The sequence below is a fragment of the Microbacterium sp. NPDC058389 genome (assembly GCF_042722305.1).
Lineage (GTDB): Bacteria > Actinomycetota > Actinomycetes > Actinomycetales > Microbacteriaceae > Microbacterium.
This window is the reverse complement of record NZ_JBHXJQ010000007.1, coordinates 97,714-112,926: the sequence shown is the minus strand read 5'-3', so window position 1 is coordinate 112,926 and position 15,213 is coordinate 97,714. Positions and strand designations below refer to the sequence as shown.

16 protein-coding genes are annotated in these 15,213 nt (G+C 70.2%); 10 read left to right on the top strand and 6 right to left on the bottom strand.

Annotated elements, in window-relative coordinates:
- Positions 1–171 precede the first annotated feature (171 nt).
- From ACFWJ8_RS11625 to ACFWJ8_RS11605, 5 genes are all read left to right on the top strand, one after another.
- A complete protein-coding gene (locus ACFWJ8_RS11625) occupies positions 172–1,536 on the top strand; it encodes an anion permease (protein WP_378811506.1) in 1,365 nt (454 codons plus the stop codon).
- On the top strand, positions 1,533–1,865 hold the full coding sequence (locus ACFWJ8_RS11620) for a peptidase (RefSeq protein WP_378811504.1): 333 nt from the start codon (positions 1,533–1,535) through the stop codon (positions 1,863–1,865). Before ACFWJ8_RS11625 ends, ACFWJ8_RS11620 begins: the two co-directional genes overlap by 4 nt.
- Before the next feature lie 23 nt (positions 1,866–1,888).
- Positions 1,889–2,800, top strand: coding sequence for a phosphodiesterase (locus ACFWJ8_RS11615; RefSeq protein ID WP_378811502.1), 912 nt, complete (start codon positions 1,889–1,891; stop codon positions 2,798–2,800).
- Positions 2,801–2,948: 148 nt separating this feature from the next.
- On the top strand, positions 2,949–4,427 hold the full coding sequence (locus tag ACFWJ8_RS11610) for an aspartate ammonia-lyase (protein ID WP_378811500.1): 1,479 nt from the start codon (positions 2,949–2,951) through the stop codon (positions 4,425–4,427).
- A gap of 105 nt (positions 4,428–4,532) precedes the next feature.
- Positions 4,533–5,114, top strand: coding sequence for a DUF4190 domain-containing protein (locus ACFWJ8_RS11605; protein ID WP_378811499.1), 582 nt, complete (start codon positions 4,533–4,535; stop codon positions 5,112–5,114).
- A 57-nt stretch (positions 5,115–5,171) separates the two neighbouring features.
- On the opposite strand, the gene ACFWJ8_RS11600 is transcribed toward ACFWJ8_RS11605, so the two are convergent.
- Positions 5,172–6,035, bottom strand: a complete 864-nt coding sequence (locus tag ACFWJ8_RS11600; protein WP_378811497.1) for a fumarylacetoacetate hydrolase family protein — start codon at positions 6,033–6,035, stop codon at positions 5,172–5,174.
- Between the two features lie 94 nt (positions 6,036–6,129).
- Here ACFWJ8_RS11600 and ACFWJ8_RS11595 point away from each other — a divergent pair, with 94 nt between their 5' ends.
- From ACFWJ8_RS11595 to ACFWJ8_RS11585, 3 genes are all read left to right on the top strand, one after another.
- Positions 6,130–7,353, top strand: coding sequence for a PrsW family intramembrane metalloprotease (locus ACFWJ8_RS11595; protein WP_378811495.1), 1,224 nt, complete (start codon positions 6,130–6,132; stop codon positions 7,351–7,353).
- 201 nt (positions 7,354–7,554) lie between these two features.
- Positions 7,555–7,923 (top strand): FKBP-type peptidyl-prolyl cis-trans isomerase, encoded by a 369-nt coding sequence (locus ACFWJ8_RS11590; RefSeq protein ID WP_378811493.1) that lies wholly within the window; start codon positions 7,555–7,557, stop codon positions 7,921–7,923.
- Between the two features lie 169 nt (positions 7,924–8,092).
- The gene (locus ACFWJ8_RS11585) at positions 8,093–8,656 is read left to right on the top strand and encodes a YceI family protein (protein WP_378811491.1); all 564 of its coding nucleotides are present in this window, start codon (positions 8,093–8,095) and stop codon (positions 8,654–8,656) included.
- 51 nt (positions 8,657–8,707) lie between these two features.
- On the opposite strand, the gene ACFWJ8_RS11580 is transcribed toward ACFWJ8_RS11585, so the two are convergent.
- From ACFWJ8_RS11580 to ACFWJ8_RS11570, 3 genes are all read right to left on the bottom strand, one after another.
- A complete protein-coding gene (locus ACFWJ8_RS11580) occupies positions 8,708–9,655 on the bottom strand; it encodes a DMT family transporter (protein WP_378811489.1) in 948 nt (315 codons plus the stop codon).
- 108 nt (positions 9,656–9,763) lie between these two features.
- Positions 9,764–11,077: an MFS transporter gene (locus tag ACFWJ8_RS11575; protein WP_378811487.1), complete on the bottom strand. Its 1,314-nt coding sequence runs from the start codon at positions 11,075–11,077 to the stop codon at positions 9,764–9,766.
- A complete protein-coding gene (locus tag ACFWJ8_RS11570) occupies positions 11,074–11,295 on the bottom strand; it encodes a DUF167 domain-containing protein (protein ID WP_378811485.1) in 222 nt (73 codons plus the stop codon). Before ACFWJ8_RS11570 ends, ACFWJ8_RS11575 begins: the two co-directional genes overlap by 4 nt.
- A 173-nt stretch (positions 11,296–11,468) precedes the next feature.
- On the opposite strand from ACFWJ8_RS11570, the gene rpsO reads away from it, so the two are divergent.
- The gene (rpsO, locus tag ACFWJ8_RS11565; RefSeq protein ID WP_005048780.1) at positions 11,469–11,738 is read left to right on the top strand and encodes a 30S ribosomal protein S15; all 270 of its coding nucleotides are present in this window, start codon (positions 11,469–11,471) and stop codon (positions 11,736–11,738) included.
- Positions 11,739–11,890: 152 nt separating this feature from the next.
- Here the strand turns inward: rpsO and ACFWJ8_RS11560 are convergent, their stop codons facing one another.
- Entirely contained in the window at positions 11,891–12,910 is a 1,020-nt protein-coding gene (locus ACFWJ8_RS11560; RefSeq protein ID WP_378811483.1) for an isopenicillin N synthase family dioxygenase, read from the bottom strand.
- A 90-nt stretch (positions 12,911–13,000) separates the two neighbouring features.
- Positions 13,001–14,143: an epoxide hydrolase family protein gene (locus tag ACFWJ8_RS11555; protein ID WP_378811481.1), complete on the bottom strand. Its 1,143-nt coding sequence runs from the start codon at positions 14,141–14,143 to the stop codon at positions 13,001–13,003.
- Positions 14,144–14,212: 69 nt separating this feature from the next.
- Here ACFWJ8_RS11555 and ACFWJ8_RS11550 point away from each other — a divergent pair, with 69 nt between their 5' ends.
- Positions 14,213–15,199, top strand: coding sequence for a helix-turn-helix transcriptional regulator (locus ACFWJ8_RS11550; RefSeq protein ID WP_378811479.1), 987 nt, complete (start codon positions 14,213–14,215; stop codon positions 15,197–15,199).
- Positions 15,200–15,213: the final 14 nt, after the last annotated feature.

The window sequence follows — 15,213 nt, the reverse complement described above, 5'->3', positions numbered from 1 at the left end:
GCCTGAGAGAGTCACCGTTCCACGCTAACTCCTGGGCTGAGTTGATCGACAGTTCGGCGTTGTAGGATTCTCGTGGCCGGTTGCCGGTTCCTTACGTCCTGGTGAACTCTTCGTTCGTCGCGCCGATCCCGTCGGCACTTCCTTCTCCCACTCCCTCTCGGAAAGCGAACGGTGGAAACCGCAGCCCTGATCGTCGTTCTGGTCATCGCTCTCGCGCTCTTCTTCGACTTCACGAACGGCTTCCACGACACCGCGAACGCGATGGCGACGCCGATCGCGACCGGTGCGCTCAAGCCCAAGGTGGCGGTGCTGCTCGCAGCCTGCCTCAACCTCGTCGGCGCGTTCCTGTCGACCGAGGTGTCGAAGACGATCTCGCACGGCATCATCAACGAAGACGCCATATCCAGTTCGGAGATGCTGCCCATCATCTTCGCGGGCCTCATCGGCGCCATCACCTGGAACATGCTCACGTGGCTGCTGGGTCTGCCGTCGAGCTCGTCCCACGCGCTGTTCGGCGGCCTCATCGGCGCGACCATCGTCGGCACGATGTCGCTGTCGTCGATCAACTTCGGCGAGGTGCTCGGCAAGGTGGTGCTCCCGGCCGTCATCGCGCCGTTCACCGCCGGTGTCATCGCGTTCGCGGCGACCCGTCTCGCGTACCTGCTGACGCGGCGGTACGACAGCAAGCCCGACGGCCGCGACGGCTTCCGGTGGGGCCAGATCTTCACGTCGTCGCTGGTCGCACTCGCGCACGGCACCAACGACGCCCAGAAGACGATGGGTGTCATCACCCTCACGCTGATCGTGGCCGGGTGGCAGAGCTCGAGCCAGGAGGACCCCTACACGTGGGTCGTCTTCGCGTGTGCGTTCGCGATCGCGCTCGGCACGTACGTCGGCGGCTGGCGCATCATCCGCACGCTCGGCAAGGGCCTCACCGACGTCAAGCCTGCCCAGGGCTTCTCGGCCGAGACCGCGACCGCATCGACCATCCTGGCTTCGAGCGCGTTCGGCTTCGCGCTGTCGACGACGCAGGTCGCATCGGGCTCGGTGATCGGCTCCGGCCTCGGTCGCCGCGGGTCGACGGTGCGCTGGCGCACGGTCGGCCGCATCGCGATCGGCTGGCTGCTGACGCTTCCCGCCGCGGGCGCCGTCGGTGCCGTCGCCGCGCTGATCGTCACGTGGCTCGGCGGGTGGGGCGTCTTCATCGACGCGGTCCTCGCCGTCATCATCATCGTCGGACTGTTCCTGCGCTCGCGGCGCGACGAGGTCAACGCGAGCAACGCCATGAGCGAGGTCGCCGACTCGGGCCTCGCGGTCAAGGTCAAGCGCAACCCGCCGCCCACCCGCCGCCAGCGCCGCATCGCGCGCGAGGAGGCCCGCCTCCGCGCCGAGGAGGAGGCGCGCGTCAAGGCCGAGGCGAAGGCCGCCGCGAAGGCGAAGGCGAAGGCCGATGCCAAGGCCGCGGGGGAGCGATCGAAGGCGGATGCCGCAGCCAAGTCGGCCGCGCGCCCGAGCAAGGGAGGCGACAAGAAGTGATCGACATCGACTGGCTCGCCTTCGTGCAGGTGTTCGTCGCGGCCCTCATCGCGTCGCTGCTCGTCGTGGGCTTCTATGCCATCGCCGTGCGGCTGCTGGTGCGCGCGGGACGTGTGCCCGTGGTGGCACCCGCGGAGTTCACCGACGCCATCACCGTCATCTCCGAGAAGGAGGCGCGTCGCGCCGAGAAGGCCGCGGCGAAGGCGGCGAAGAAGTCGCCGCTCACCGACGGGCAGAAGCGCCTCGCGCTCGTCGGCGCGTATGCCTCGTTCGGGATGTGCGGGCTCGCGGTGCTGGGCGGCCTGCTGCTGATCGTCTTCGGGCACTGAGCACCACCGCCTAGGGTGGGGGCATGTTCCCTGCGGCTCCCGTCCAGTTCGGCCAGCATCCGCCCGCACGACGCACGCTGCTGCACATCAGCGACACGCATCTGCTGGCCGGGAATCCGCCGCTGGGCGGCCGCTACGACACCGCCGCCAATCTGCGCCGGGCGCTCGAAGCGGCCGAGGCCACCGGCATCCGTCCCGCGGCGATCGTCTTCACCGGCGATCTGACCGACCTGGGCGAGCCCGAGGCGTACCGCGCGCTGCGCGCGGCGGTCGAGCCCTTCGCCGAGCGCCTGGGCGCGCCGGTGGTGTGGGTGGCGGGCAACCACGACGAGCGCCCCGCGCTGCGGCGTGAGCTGCTCGACGCGACGCCGACCGAGGAGCCGGTCACGGGTGTGTGGGACCTCGGCGGGCTGCGCCTCATCGCCCTGGACTCCACGGTGCCCGGCTGGCACCACGGCGACCTCGACACGGCGCAGCTGGAATGGCTGCGCGAGGTGCTGGCCACGCCGGCGCCGCTCGGCACGATCCTCGCGATGCACCATCCGCCGCTGCCGTCGCACATCCCCTTCTTCGACATCCTCGAGCTGCGCGACCAGGGGAGGTTCGCCGAGGTGATCGCCGGGACCGACGTTCGCGCGATCCTCGCGGGCCACCTGCACTTCTCGACGAGCGGCACGTTCGCCGGCGTGCCCGTGAGCGTGGCCGCGGCCACGTGCTACACGATGAACCTCGCCCGTCCCGCGGACCTCGTGAACGGGATGGATGCCGGTCAGTCGTTCCACCTCGTGCACGTCTACGACGACACGATCACCCACGCCGTGGTTCCCGTCGTCGAGTCGTCGACCGCCGACTTCTTCTCGCCCGACTGGGTGGCGCATATGGCGCGGCTCACGCCGGAGCAGCGGCTCGAGGAGTTCTCGCGCAAGCGGTTGTGAGCGGTCCGGCGGGGTTTCTCGCCGGCTCCGCCGCGTACGGTCCGAAGCCGCTGAGTGTACGTCCTGTACAGCCCCGGGTCCCCGTCGCGCGGGTAGGGTCGAAGACAACCCCGCACACCGCTGTGAACGACCCACGAGGACTGCACACATGGCTCTGGACGCAATGACGCGAACCCGCATCGAGACCGATTCCCTGGGATCCATGGAGATCCCCGCCGACGCGTATTGGGGCATCCACACCGCCCGCGCGCTGGAGAACTTCCCGATCTCGAAGCGCCCCATCTCGGTCTACCCCGACATGGTGCGGGGGCTCGCGATGGTCAAGCAGGCCTCGGCGCGCGCCAACCGCGAGATCGGCGTGCTCGACCCGGCCAAGGCCGACCTCATCGACCGCGCCGCACAGCTCGTGATCGACGGCGAGTACCACGACGAGTTCGTCGTGGGCGTCATCCAGGGCGGCGCCGGCACCTCGACCAACATGAACGCGAACGAGGTCATCACCAACATCGCGCTCGAGCTCGCCGGCCGCGAGAAGGGCGACTACGCGTTCCTGTCGCCGATCGACGACACCAACCGCAGCCAGTCGACGAACGACGTGTACCCGACCGCTATCAAGGTCGGTCTGGGACTCGACCTGCGCACGCTCCTGGAAGAGCTCGACCTGCTGCGCCAGTCGTTCCTGGCCAAGGCCGTCGAGTTCCACGACGTGCTCAAGGTGGGTCGCACGCAGCTGCAGGATGCCGTGCCCATGACGCTCGGGCAGGAGTTCCACGGCTTCGCGACCACGCTCGGCTACGACTACCAGCGCTTGAACGAGAACGCGTACCTGCTGTACGAGATCAACATGGGCGCCACGGCGATCGGCACCGGCATCACCACGCACCCGAGCTACGCACCCGCGGTGCTGCGCCACCTGCGCGAGATCTCCGGCCTCGACCTCGCGACCGCGAGCGACCTCGTCGAGGCCACGAGCGACACCGGTTCGTTCATGTCGTTCTCGGCGTCGCTCAAGCGCAACGCGATCAAGCTCTCCAAGATCTGCAACGACCTGCGACTGCTGTCGTCCGGTCCGCAGGCGGGCCTCGGCGAGATCAACCTCCCGGCGCGCCAGGCAGGCTCGAGCATCATGCCGGGCAAGGTGAACCCGGTGATCCCGGAGGTCGTCAACCAGGTGGCCTTCTCGATCGCCGGCGCCGACCTGACGGTGACGATGGCCGTCGAAGGCGGGCAGCTCCAGCTGAACGCATTCGAGCCCGTGATCGCGCACTCGATCTTCCAGTCGATCACGTGGCTGCGTCAGGCGATGTACACGCTGCGCGTCAACTGCGTCGACGGCATCACGGCGAACCGTGAGCGCCTGGGTGCCATGGTCGGCGCCTCGGTCGGGGTGGTCACCGCCCTCACTCCGTTCATCGGGTACGCGGCGTCGGCGGCCCTCGCCAAGACCGCCCTGCTCACGAACCGCAACGTCGCCGACCTCGTCGTCGAGGCGGGCCTGATGTCGCGCGACGAGGTCACCAAGCAGCTCTCGCCGGCGCGCCTGTCGGGTCTGGAGACCATCACGGCCGCCATCCCGATCGTGCAGGCGGCGGAAGACATCGTGCCGTCCGACACCCTCCCGCGCTGAGACGTTCATCGGCCGCGCCGGGGAACCCGCCCCGGCGCGGCCGATTGCCTCGGGCATGCGACTGCCGATACCGTCGTGCAGAGTCACATGCGAGAGGAAACCCACATGACCGACCCCCAGAGCCCCGTCGACCCGGCGCAGCAGCCGCCCGTGCCGCCGGTGCCGCCGGCCGGTGACGCTGCCCCGGCTGCGCCCGAGGTCCCCGCGTACGACGCGCCGGCCGCCCCGGCCTACGACGCCCCGGCCGCTCCTGCGGCCGAGCCCGTCGCACCCGTGTACGGTGCCGTCCCGCCCGCGCCTCCCGCGTACGGCGCACCCGCCGCCCCCGGTGCCGCTCCGGCGTACGCCGCCGCCCCGCCCGCGCCGTACGGCGCGCCGGCGCCCGGGGCCCCGGTGCCCGGCAAGACCCTCGGCATCGTCGCGCTCGTCGTCGTCTTCTTCGCGTCGCTGATCGGCCTGATCCTCGGCTATATCGCGCGGTCGCAGAGCAAGAAGGCCGGCGTCCCGAACACGCCGGCGAAGGTCGCGATCATCCTGGGCTGGATCTTCCTCGTCCTCGGCATCATCGCGGCGATCATCCTCACGATCGTGTTGGTGAGCCTCGGCTCGTCGCTTGCACAGATCTGCGCCGGCTACGACCCCGGCGTGTACACGCTCTCGGACGGCAGCACCATCACCTGCCCGTGATCCGCTGAAAGCACGAAGCCCCTCTCCACCGGAGAGGGGCTTCGTCGTCTCCGCTGCTCAGCCGAGGATGCGGCAGTGCGTGGTGAGCGCACCGATGCCGTCGATCCCGACGGTCACGGTGGAGCGGTCGCGCAGGAACACCTGCGGGTCGCGCGAGTACCCGGCGCCGCCGGGACTGCCCGTCGAGATGAGGGTCCCCGGGAGCAGCGTGGCCGACCGTGAAAGGTGCGAGACGAGCGTCGCGACGGGACGCACCATCTGCGCCGTGGTGGCGTCCTGCAGTGTCGTGCCGTCGAGCACGGTCCAGATGTGCAGCGCCTGCGGGTCGGGGATCTCGTCGCGCGTGACGACGAACGGTCCGGTCGGCGTGAAGCCGTCGAACGACTTGCACCGCGACCACTGCGCCTCGGAGTACTGGATGTCGCGTGCGGTGATGTCGTTCACGACGGTGTAGCCCCACACATGGTCGAGCGCGTGCTCGGGCTCGACGTCCTTCGCCGGGGTGCCGATGATGACGCCGAGCTCGGCCTCGTAGTCGACGGACTCGCTGAGCGATCGGGGCCACGCCGTGGTGCCGTCGTGGCCCGCCAGCGAGTTCGGCCACAGCACGAACACCGTGGGCGTCGAGTCGGTCTTGAGCCCCAGCTCGCTGGAGTGGGCGGCGTAGTTGAGGCCGATCGCGAGGACGACCGGCGGGGTCAGCAGGGCGGACGCGAACCGCATGGCGTTCAGTGGATGCCGAGCGCCGCGGTCGGCGGCATCCCGAACCCGATCCAGCAGGCCGTCGCCGCCGGCGATCAGCCGCTCGAGCGTCGCGGGGGCGCCGTCGAACAGCTCGTCGACGAACACCGCGTTCTCGCCGTCCACCAGGACGAGTCTCGGCAGGGCGCTGCCGGGCGGAACGACGTGGGCGAAGCGCATGCCCCCAACCTACTCGGCGCGGTGCGCGCCGGGGCCGTCCACAGGGCGTGCCGCGAGCGCGCCCGCCCTCGGTGCCCGCCCCTAGGCTGTCCGCATGACGTTCGATCCCGGCGCCGCGCCTCAGCGGCCCTCGCTCACGCCTCCCGAGTTCGCTTCGGCGTTCGCCCAGCCGCACTACGCAGAGCCCGCGACGATCGTGCCGCCGACGACGTCGCACGCGCCGGTGCCGGTGGCGGCGGCCGCGCCGAAGCGGGGGAGTTCGGCGACGATCTGGCTCGTCGGCGTGCTGGTCCTCGTCCTCGTCGGGCTCATCGGGTACTTCCTCAACGCGCTCGGCCCGGGCGCGTCGCTCCTCGGCATGATCCTGGCGTTCGTGCCGCTCGTGGGCGTGTGGTTCGCGGTGCGCCTCGTCGACCGGTGGGAGCCCGAGCCGCGTCGGCTGCTGCTGCTCGCCGTCGCCTGGGGCGCGATCGCCGCGGTGGGCATCGCGCTGGGTGTCGACTGGGTGCTGACGCTGCTGTTCGGGCTGCGCACCGGCGTCGGCGAGGTGCTCCAGACGGTCGTGCAGGCGCCCGTGGTCGAGGAGTTCGCGAAGGGGCTCGGCGTCCTCCTGATCTTCGCGATCGCGCGCCGCTCGTTCGACGGGCCGGTCGACGGCGTCGTCTACGGCGCCCTGGTCGGCGCCGGGTTCGCGTTCACCGAGAACATCCAGTACTTCGCCGTGAGCTTCATCGAGGGCGGGGCGGTCGAGACGTCGACGACGTTCTTCCTCCGTGGCATCCTCTCGCCGTTCGCACACGTGATGTTCACCAGCGTGACGGGCTTCGCGCTCGGCCTCGCCGCGCGGCGGGGACTGACGACAGGGCAGGCGGTCGGGCCGTGGCTGGTGGGGCTCGCCGGCGCGATCGCGCTGCATGCGTTCTGGAACGGCTCGGCGACGTTCGGCGACTTCTTCGTGCTGTACCTGACGCTGCAGGTGCCGCTGTTCATCGGGTTCATCCTCGGCATCGTGGCGCTGCGCCGCGAGGAGGCACGGCTGACCAGGCGACGCCTCGGCGACTACGCCGCGGCGGGCTGGTTCACGCCGCAGGAGGTCGACATGCTGGCGACCGCGGCCGGTCGAAAGTCGGCGCTGGCCTGGGCGGCGACGCTGCGCGGCGACCGCCGGCCGATGATGCGCTCGTTCATCTCGGACGCGACCGCGCTCGCCGCCACACGGCAGCGCGCCCTCACCGGACGCGACCCGCAGGCCGCCGCGCAGGAGCACGAACTGCTCGGGCGCATCGTGCAGACGCGGGCGGCGATGTTCGCCCCGTAGGTCGAACAGCGGTCGTACGAGGGACTCCCGCAGACAAACTCAGCGCTCGGTGCCGCGGCGATGCCTGCGTGACTCCCGAGCGCTGAGCTGGTCTGCCACCAGGATGCCGGGTGCCCCACGCGGGTGTCAAGACGTGCTGTCCGGTTCCCCTGACGGCGAACCGGCACTGCGGTCGTGGCCTCGGGGTGGTTGGATGGTGGCATGACTGACGACCGCACCAAGCCCGAGATCGACGCCCCCGCCGGACCCGCGCCGGCCGACCTGGTCATCCGCGACATCGTCGTGGGCGACGGCGCCGAGGCCAAGCCGGGCGACACCGTGACCGTCCACTACGTGGGCGTGGAGTACGAATCCGGCGAGGAGTTCGACTCGTCGTGGAACCGTGGCGAGAGCATCCAGTTCCCGCTCCGGGGCCTCATCCAGGGCTGGCAGGACGGCATCCCGGGCATGAAGGAGGGCGGCCGTCGTGAGCTCGTCATCCCGCCGCACCTCGCCTACGGCCCGGCCGGCGGACACTTCCTCGGCGGCAAGACGCTGATCTTCGTGATCGACCTCATCAAGGTCGGCTGAGCCCGACACTCCTGGCTGTTCTCGGGGCGGATGCTGCGGCATCCGCCCCGTCCATTTCTCTGACGAGTTTTACATTCATGGGAATAGACCGTGGGAGACGTGGCGTTGTCACCCACGTGCCCGCAGCACGCGGGCGCCACAGCTTCTCTCACCACCACGGAGGAAACCCATGACCGACGCCACGACGATCGACATCCCCGGCTACCGCACCGGCACCTGGGTGCTGGACCCCGCCCACAGCGAGGTGACGTTCAGCGTCCGCCACATGATGATCTCGAAGGTGCGCGGCACGTTCGGCATGAAGAGCGCGACCCTGGTCGCGCCTGAGAACCCGCTCGACGCGAAGGTCGCGGCGAGCGTCGACGTCACCTCGGTGGACACGAAGGACGAGGCGCGCGACAACCACCTGCGCTCGGCCGACTTCTTCGACGTCGAGAACCACCCCACGATGGAGTTCCGCTCGACCGGCACGCGCATCGAGGACGGCGACTTCCTCGTCGACGGCGACCTGACGATCCGCGGCATCACCAAGCCCGTCACGTTCGAGTTCGAGTTCGGCGGCTTCGGCGTCGACCCGTGGGGCAACTACAAGGCGGGCGCGACGGCCAAGACCGTCGTGAACCGCGAGGAGTTCGGCCTCACCTGGAACGCCGCTCTCGAGACCGGTGGCGTCCTCGTCGGCAAGGACATCACGATCACCCTCGACCTGCAGGGCGCGCACCAGCCCGCCTGATCGCACGGACCGACGAAGAGTGGATGCCTCGCGCCGAGGCATCCACTCTTCTCATGTCTGCGGGGATCGGGGCCTGCGGCGCAGCCGGTCCTGGGCCAGCAGGATGCCGAGGAAGACGACGAGCGCGCCGATCGGCTCGTTCCACGTGACCGTCTCGCCGAGGATCAGCACGCCGAGGATCACCCCGACCACGGGGGTGATGTAGGTGACCGTCGACGCGCGGGTGGGACCCCACGCGCGCACCGTGTTCTGGTTCCAGACGTACGCGATGCCGGTGCCGAGGCATCCCAGCAGGGCGAGGCTGACGACGATCGGCACGTCCAGCTGCACCGGGGTGAGCACGAGGAACGGTGTGAGCAGGGCCATCACGAGCCCGGCCATCGCGATGTAGCCGAACGTGAACGCGAGCGCCGACATGCCGGTGTTCGAGGCGAACCGGCGCATGTAGGCGAAGCTGAAGCCGTAGCTGGCGGTGGCCCCGAGGATCGCCAGCTCGGCGACGAGACTGCCGTCGAGCGAGATGCCCTGCCACGGCGCGATGATCACGATCACGCCGAGGATGCCGACGCCGATCCCGACGACCTGCAGGGCCTTCAGCCGCTCGACGCGGAACACCAGCCACGCCATGATCGCGGTCATGATGGGGGTCGTGGCGTTGAAGATGCTCGCGACCCCCGAGCTGACGTGCTGCTGCGCCCACGAGAACAGCAGGAACGGGATGACGCAGAACGTCAGTCCCAGCACGAGCAGGTGGCCCCACACGCGGAGGCTGCGGGTGAGGTGCTCCCGCCGCAGCAGCACGAGGGCGCCGAGCGTGACGGTGCCCAGGAGGATGCGCGTCCACGCGACCTGCGCCGGCGAGATGCCGGTGAGCGCGACCTTCATGAAGAGGAAGCTCGAGCCCCACACGATGCCCGCCAGCACGAACTGGACGGTGATCCAGCCGGGGGAGGGCAGGCGCGTCGCGGGCGCCGCGGATGTCGTGGATGTCGAGGTCACGGTGGCCACGGTACGCGCGCTGCGCGGGCGTCGTGCCGTCGGGCCGGTGCGACGTCCGAAATCCGCCGACGTGCGACCGCCCGGCTACGGTGTCGGGGCGTCACCGCGTCAGGGCACCGGGTTCTCGGCGTCGTACGCGCGGAAGCGCGGGCTGAGCCGCACGAGCGTCGCCACGATCCCGATGATGACGAATCCGCCGAGCAGCGGCGGGAACCACAGGGCGGTGAGCGTTGCGAGCGTGCCGGCGTAGAGGGCGCCGAGGCGCGGACCACCGGCGACCACGACGATGAAGATGCCCTGCAGGCGCCCGCGGATCGTGTCGGGCACGGCGGCCTGCACCATCGTGTTGCGGTAGATCGAGCTCACGTTGTCGGCGGCGCCCGACACGGCGAGCACGACGCAGGCGGCCGCGATCAGCACGAGGTTGGGAGTGTCGGCGTCGACGCCATCGGGCGCGAACCAGCCGAGGGCCGCGGCCCCGAGCACGAGGCCGAGGGCGGCGATGGCGGCGCCGTAGACGAGGATGGCGCGCTCGATGCCGACGCCCTGGCGCCGCACGGCGCCGACGCGACCCGAGAACAGGCTCGAGACGAACGCCCCCGCGGCGACCGATGCGGTGAGCACGCCGGTGGTGATCGGGCCGCCGCCGAGCAGCAGCGCCCCGATCGCGGGGAACAGCGACAGCGGCTGCCCGAACGTCATCGCCGTGATGTCGAGGATGAACTGCAGCCGGATGTTCGACGCCCGGCGGAGGAACTGCCAGCCGTCGCGCAGCGACTCCAGGCCGGGGCGAACGATCGCGCCCTCTGGGCGCAGGCGGGGGAGCGTCCAGAGCCCGAGGAACAGCGATGTCATGAGCAGCACGTCGAGCGTGTAGGTCCAGGCGTAGCCGGTGAACGCGACGAGGACGCCCGCGAGAGCGGGCCCTGCCATCACCATGATCCCCACCGTGATCCCGCCGAGAGCGGATGCCGCGGCCAGCAGCTCGCGGGGGAGCAGGCGCGGCACGATCGCCTGGCGGGTCGCGAGCACGATCGAGTTGGCCGCCGAGTTGACGATGCTGAGCGCGTACAGCCACCACACGGTCTCCAGCTGCGTCCAGGCGAGGACGGCCAGCAGCGCAGCGGAGCCGAAGGTCACCGTCGCGGCGATGAGCGCGACCTTGCGGCGGTCGAAGGCGTCGGCCAGCATTCCGCCGTAGATGCCCGCGATGATCATGGGCACGAGACCTGCGACGGCGATCATCGACACCGCGAACGTCGAGCCCGTGAGGTCGAACATCTGCAGCATGATCGCGACGATCGTCAGCTGCCCGCCGAGCCCCGCGAGGGTCGAGCCGATCCACATGCGCGTGAACGCGGGGCTGGCGCGGAACGGCCGCAGGTCGATGAAGTGGCTGCGATGCTCCCCGGCCGCGCTCACTCGTCGACCTCGACCCGCTTGATGCGGGCGGTGTGGCCGCGGAGGATCGTGACATCGCGTGGGGCGACGCCGAAGTGGTCGGCGAGCACCCGTACCACCCCGTCGTTGGCGGCGCCGTCGACGGCCCGCTCCTTCACGTGGACGACGAGCTCGTCGTCGAGGGTCTCGACCAGCGGTCCGCGCCGGCTTCCGGGCTTGACGCGGACGGTGTACTGCACGTCGTCGAGCCTACTGTCGCCCGGGCGGTGGGCGGTCCGCCGCAGCACCCGCGGTCCCTGAGTCCGTCGCGGGGCTGGTAGACTCTTCAGGTTGCCGTTGGATCGGCCGCGGAGAAAGAGAGCTCGCACATCGGGTGACGGGCACCGCGCAACAAGCAGAGAGGGGATCACCTATGGCACTGGAAGCAGACGTCAAGAAGGCGATCATCGAAGAGTACGCGACGCACCCCGGTGACACCGGATCCCCCGAGGTGCAGGTCGCGATGCTGACGCAGCGCATCAAGGACCTCACCGAGCACCTCAAGGAGCACAAGCACGACCACCACTCGCGTCGTGGTCTGTTCCTGCTCGTCGGTCAGCGCCGTCGCCTGCTGGGTTACCTGCAGGACATCGACATCAACCGTTACCGCTCGCTCATCGAGCGCCTCGGTCTGCGCCGCTAAGCGCAGTTCACACTGAGCGAGCCCGCGAAGCGGGCGAGACGAAGTGTCGATAAGGCATCGACCAGCGTTCAATCGCGCAAAACATTCTTGAGAAGGCCTCCCCACGGTGTGGGGAGGCCTTCGTCATTCCCGGGCGATCGTCCGGGATGCCGTCACGCCGAGGCGGCGCGTGCCGCGACGAGGTCGGCGTGGTGGATCGCGGCGACGTCCGGGTGGGCGCGCAGACGCGACTTCAGCGCGTTCTCGCCGTAGAGGGCGTGGATCGGGTTCGACGGGTCCTGCGTGACGCCGCGGGCCTGCGCCGCGAGCTCGTCCGGCAGTTCGATGAGGGGCAGGCGCTTGTCGAGGGCGGGGTTGAAGAAGAACGGCACCGAGATCCGGTCGTCCGGGAAGGTCGGCGAGATGACGCGGTGCTTCGTCGCGATGAGGTAGCCCTGCGTCGCGTACTCGAGCAGCTCGCCGATGTTGACGACGAAGGCGCCGGGCACCGGGGGAGCGTCGACCCAGTCACCGTCGCGCTCGACCTGCAGGCCGCCCTTGCCGGGCTCGACCCACAGCAGCGTCAGCACGCCCGAGTCCTTGTGCGCGCCGACCCCCTGCTGGGGAGTCGGGTCCTCCTTGCCGGGGTAGCGCACGATCTTGATGAGCGTCGAGGGCTCGCCGAAGTGCTCGTCGAAGTAGTTCTCGGGAGCGCCGAGCGACAGCGCCCACGCGCGCAGCAGCTTGCGTGCCACACCCGACAGGTGGTCGTGCCATTCCGAGACGACGTCGCGCAGCTCCGGCTGGGCCGCCGGCCACAGGTTCGGGCCGATCAGGCGAGCGAAGTCGGGCGCGTCGGGGTCGCTGATCGCCTGGCGCTCGGGCCCGATGTCGATCTGCTCGCGCCAGTCGACCTTGCCCTGCGTGCGCTCGCCGCCGATGCGCGTGTAGCCCCGGAAGTGCGGGCTGTTGACGTTCTCGATCGCGAGCTTGTCGGCCTCGGGCAGGGCGAAGAAGTCGCGCGCCGCCCGGTGCAGCCGCGCCTCGAGCTCGGGCGAGACGCCCGTCCCGGTGAGGTAGAAGAAGCCGACGTCGTGGGTCGCGGCTCGCAGGTCGTCGCGGAACTGCGCGGCGGCCTCGGGCCCCGCGTCGAGCCGGGAGAGGTCGAGGATCGGCAGGTTGAGGTCGCTCATGAGGCGAGGCTAGGCGGATGCCGCGGCATCCGCCCGATTGTTGCCCAGGGTTAAGCCGGGACCGGCGCAGGCGCCGGCCCCGGCATCCCGTCACGCCGCGGCGAAGAATGTCCGGATGTCGTCCACGACGAGCTCGGGCACCTCGAGGGCGGCGAAGTGCCCGCCGCGCTCGAAGCGGCTCCAGTGCACGATGTTCGAGTTGTCGCGCTCGGCGAAGACGCGGATCGTCTGGAAGTCGTCCTTGAACACGGCGACCCCCGTGCGCGCGTCGCTCACCTGCGGTGCAGCATCCGCGAGGGCGTTCTCACGGTACGCGCGGCTCATTCCCGCCGACGCGTTGGCGAACCACGCGACGCTCACCTCGGTGAGGATCGTGTCCAGCGGAACGAGCGACGTGCCGTTGCCGAACGAGTTGAACAGCTCCGCGTAGGCGAGGTGGCCGACGGGCGAGTCCGAGAGTGCGGCGGCGATCGTCTGCGGACGCGCCGCGTTCATGGTGTTGTAGGCGCCCACCGACTGGAACCACTGCATGTGCTCGAGTCCGGCGTAGTCCTGCGGCTCGAGCTTCTCGAACTCGGCGGGGTCGCCCGAGGGGAACGAGAACAGCTGCAGCACGTGCAGGCCGAGGAAGCCCTCGGGGCTGCGCAGGCCGAGCTCGCGGGCGACCATCGCGCCGTTGTCGCTGCCGTGGATGCCGTACGCGTCGTAGCCGAGGCGGCGCATGAGGACGTCGTAGGCCGCGGCGACGCGCGCCGTCGTCCACCCCGCCTCGGTGACCGGCTGGCTGAACCCGAAGCCGGGGGCGTCGGGAACGACGACGTCGAAGGCGTCCTCGGCGCGGCCGCCGTGCGCGACGGGGTCGACGAGCGGTCCGATCATGTCGAGGTAGTCCACGAACGAGCCCGGGTACGTGTGTGCGAGAAGCAACGGGGTCGCGCCCACGTGGGGCGAACGCACGTGCACGAAATGGATGTTCTGCCCGTCGATCTCGGTCGTGAACTGCGGGAACTCGTTCATGCGGGCTTCCGCGGCGCGCCAGTCGAAGCCGTCCCGCCAGCGGGCGACGGCCTCGGCGAGGTAGGCGTTCGGGGTGCCCGACTCCCAGTCGTCGCCCGGTGCGGGCTGGGGGAGCCGCGTGCGCGAGAGACGCGCGGTCAGGTCGTCGACGTCGGCCTGCGCCACGTCGATGCGGAACGGGTGGATGCCGGCGGTCTGGGTGGTTGCGCTGTTCATGTCTTCGACGTTACGGTCCAATCAGGCACGTTTTCTTCCTGTTATCGCAACTCTCTGAGGAGATCGCCGATGGCCGACACCTCCGCGCGCATGCTCGCCCTGCTCGCGCTGCTGCAGGGGCGGCCGCAGTGGCCGGGCCCCGAACTCGCGGCACGACTCGGGGTCTCGGTGCGGACCATCCGCAACGACATCGAGCGGCTGCGTGGCCTCGGGTATCCGGTCGAGGCCGAACGCGGACGGGCGGGCTCGTACCGGCTGGCGGCAGGGGGGAAGCTGCCGCCGCTGCTGCTGGACGATGAAGAGGCCGTGGCGGTCGCGATCGGGCTCCGGGTCGCGCGCGGCGTCGCGGGTGTCGACGAAGCGGGCGCCCGGGCGCTCGCGAAGCTCCTGCAGGTGCTGCCCGAGCGCCTGAGGCCCACCGTCGACGCGGTCGCCGCCACGGTCGACAGCGGTCCCGAGAACATCGGTACCGACGCACCCGATCCCGAGGTCGATCCGGCGGTGCTGAGTGCGGTCGCCCAGGCCGTGCACGCGGGGGAGTGGCTGCGCTTCGACGATCGCGGTGCCGCGCGGCGCGTCGAGCCGTATCGGCTGCTGAGCTGGCAGCGTCGGTGGTACCTCGTCGCGCGGGATCCCGAGACCGGACAGTGGGAGACCTTCCGCCTCGACTGGATCGAACCGCGGATGCCGACGCGCCGGCGATTCGAGCCGGTGCCGGTCCCGGGCGGCGACTTCACGGCGTTCGCGCTGCGCTCCATCGCCGCAGGCGGCTGGAACGTCCATGCCCGCCTGCGCATCGCCGCGCCCGCCGAGCGGGTCATCGCACGGATCAACCCGACCGTGGGGGTCGTCGAGGCTGTCGATCCGGACACCTCGGTGCTCGTGACGGGTGCTGACAGCCTGGAGACGATCGCGGCCTATATCGGCATGCTCGGCATGGACTTCACCGTGGACTCGCCGGCGGAACTGGTGCCCCATCTGCAACTGCTCGCCGAACGTTACGCCCGCGCGACGGGTGGAATGGACAACCGGACACCGGGTCGAGTAGCGTCATAGGTAAGGCTCACCTT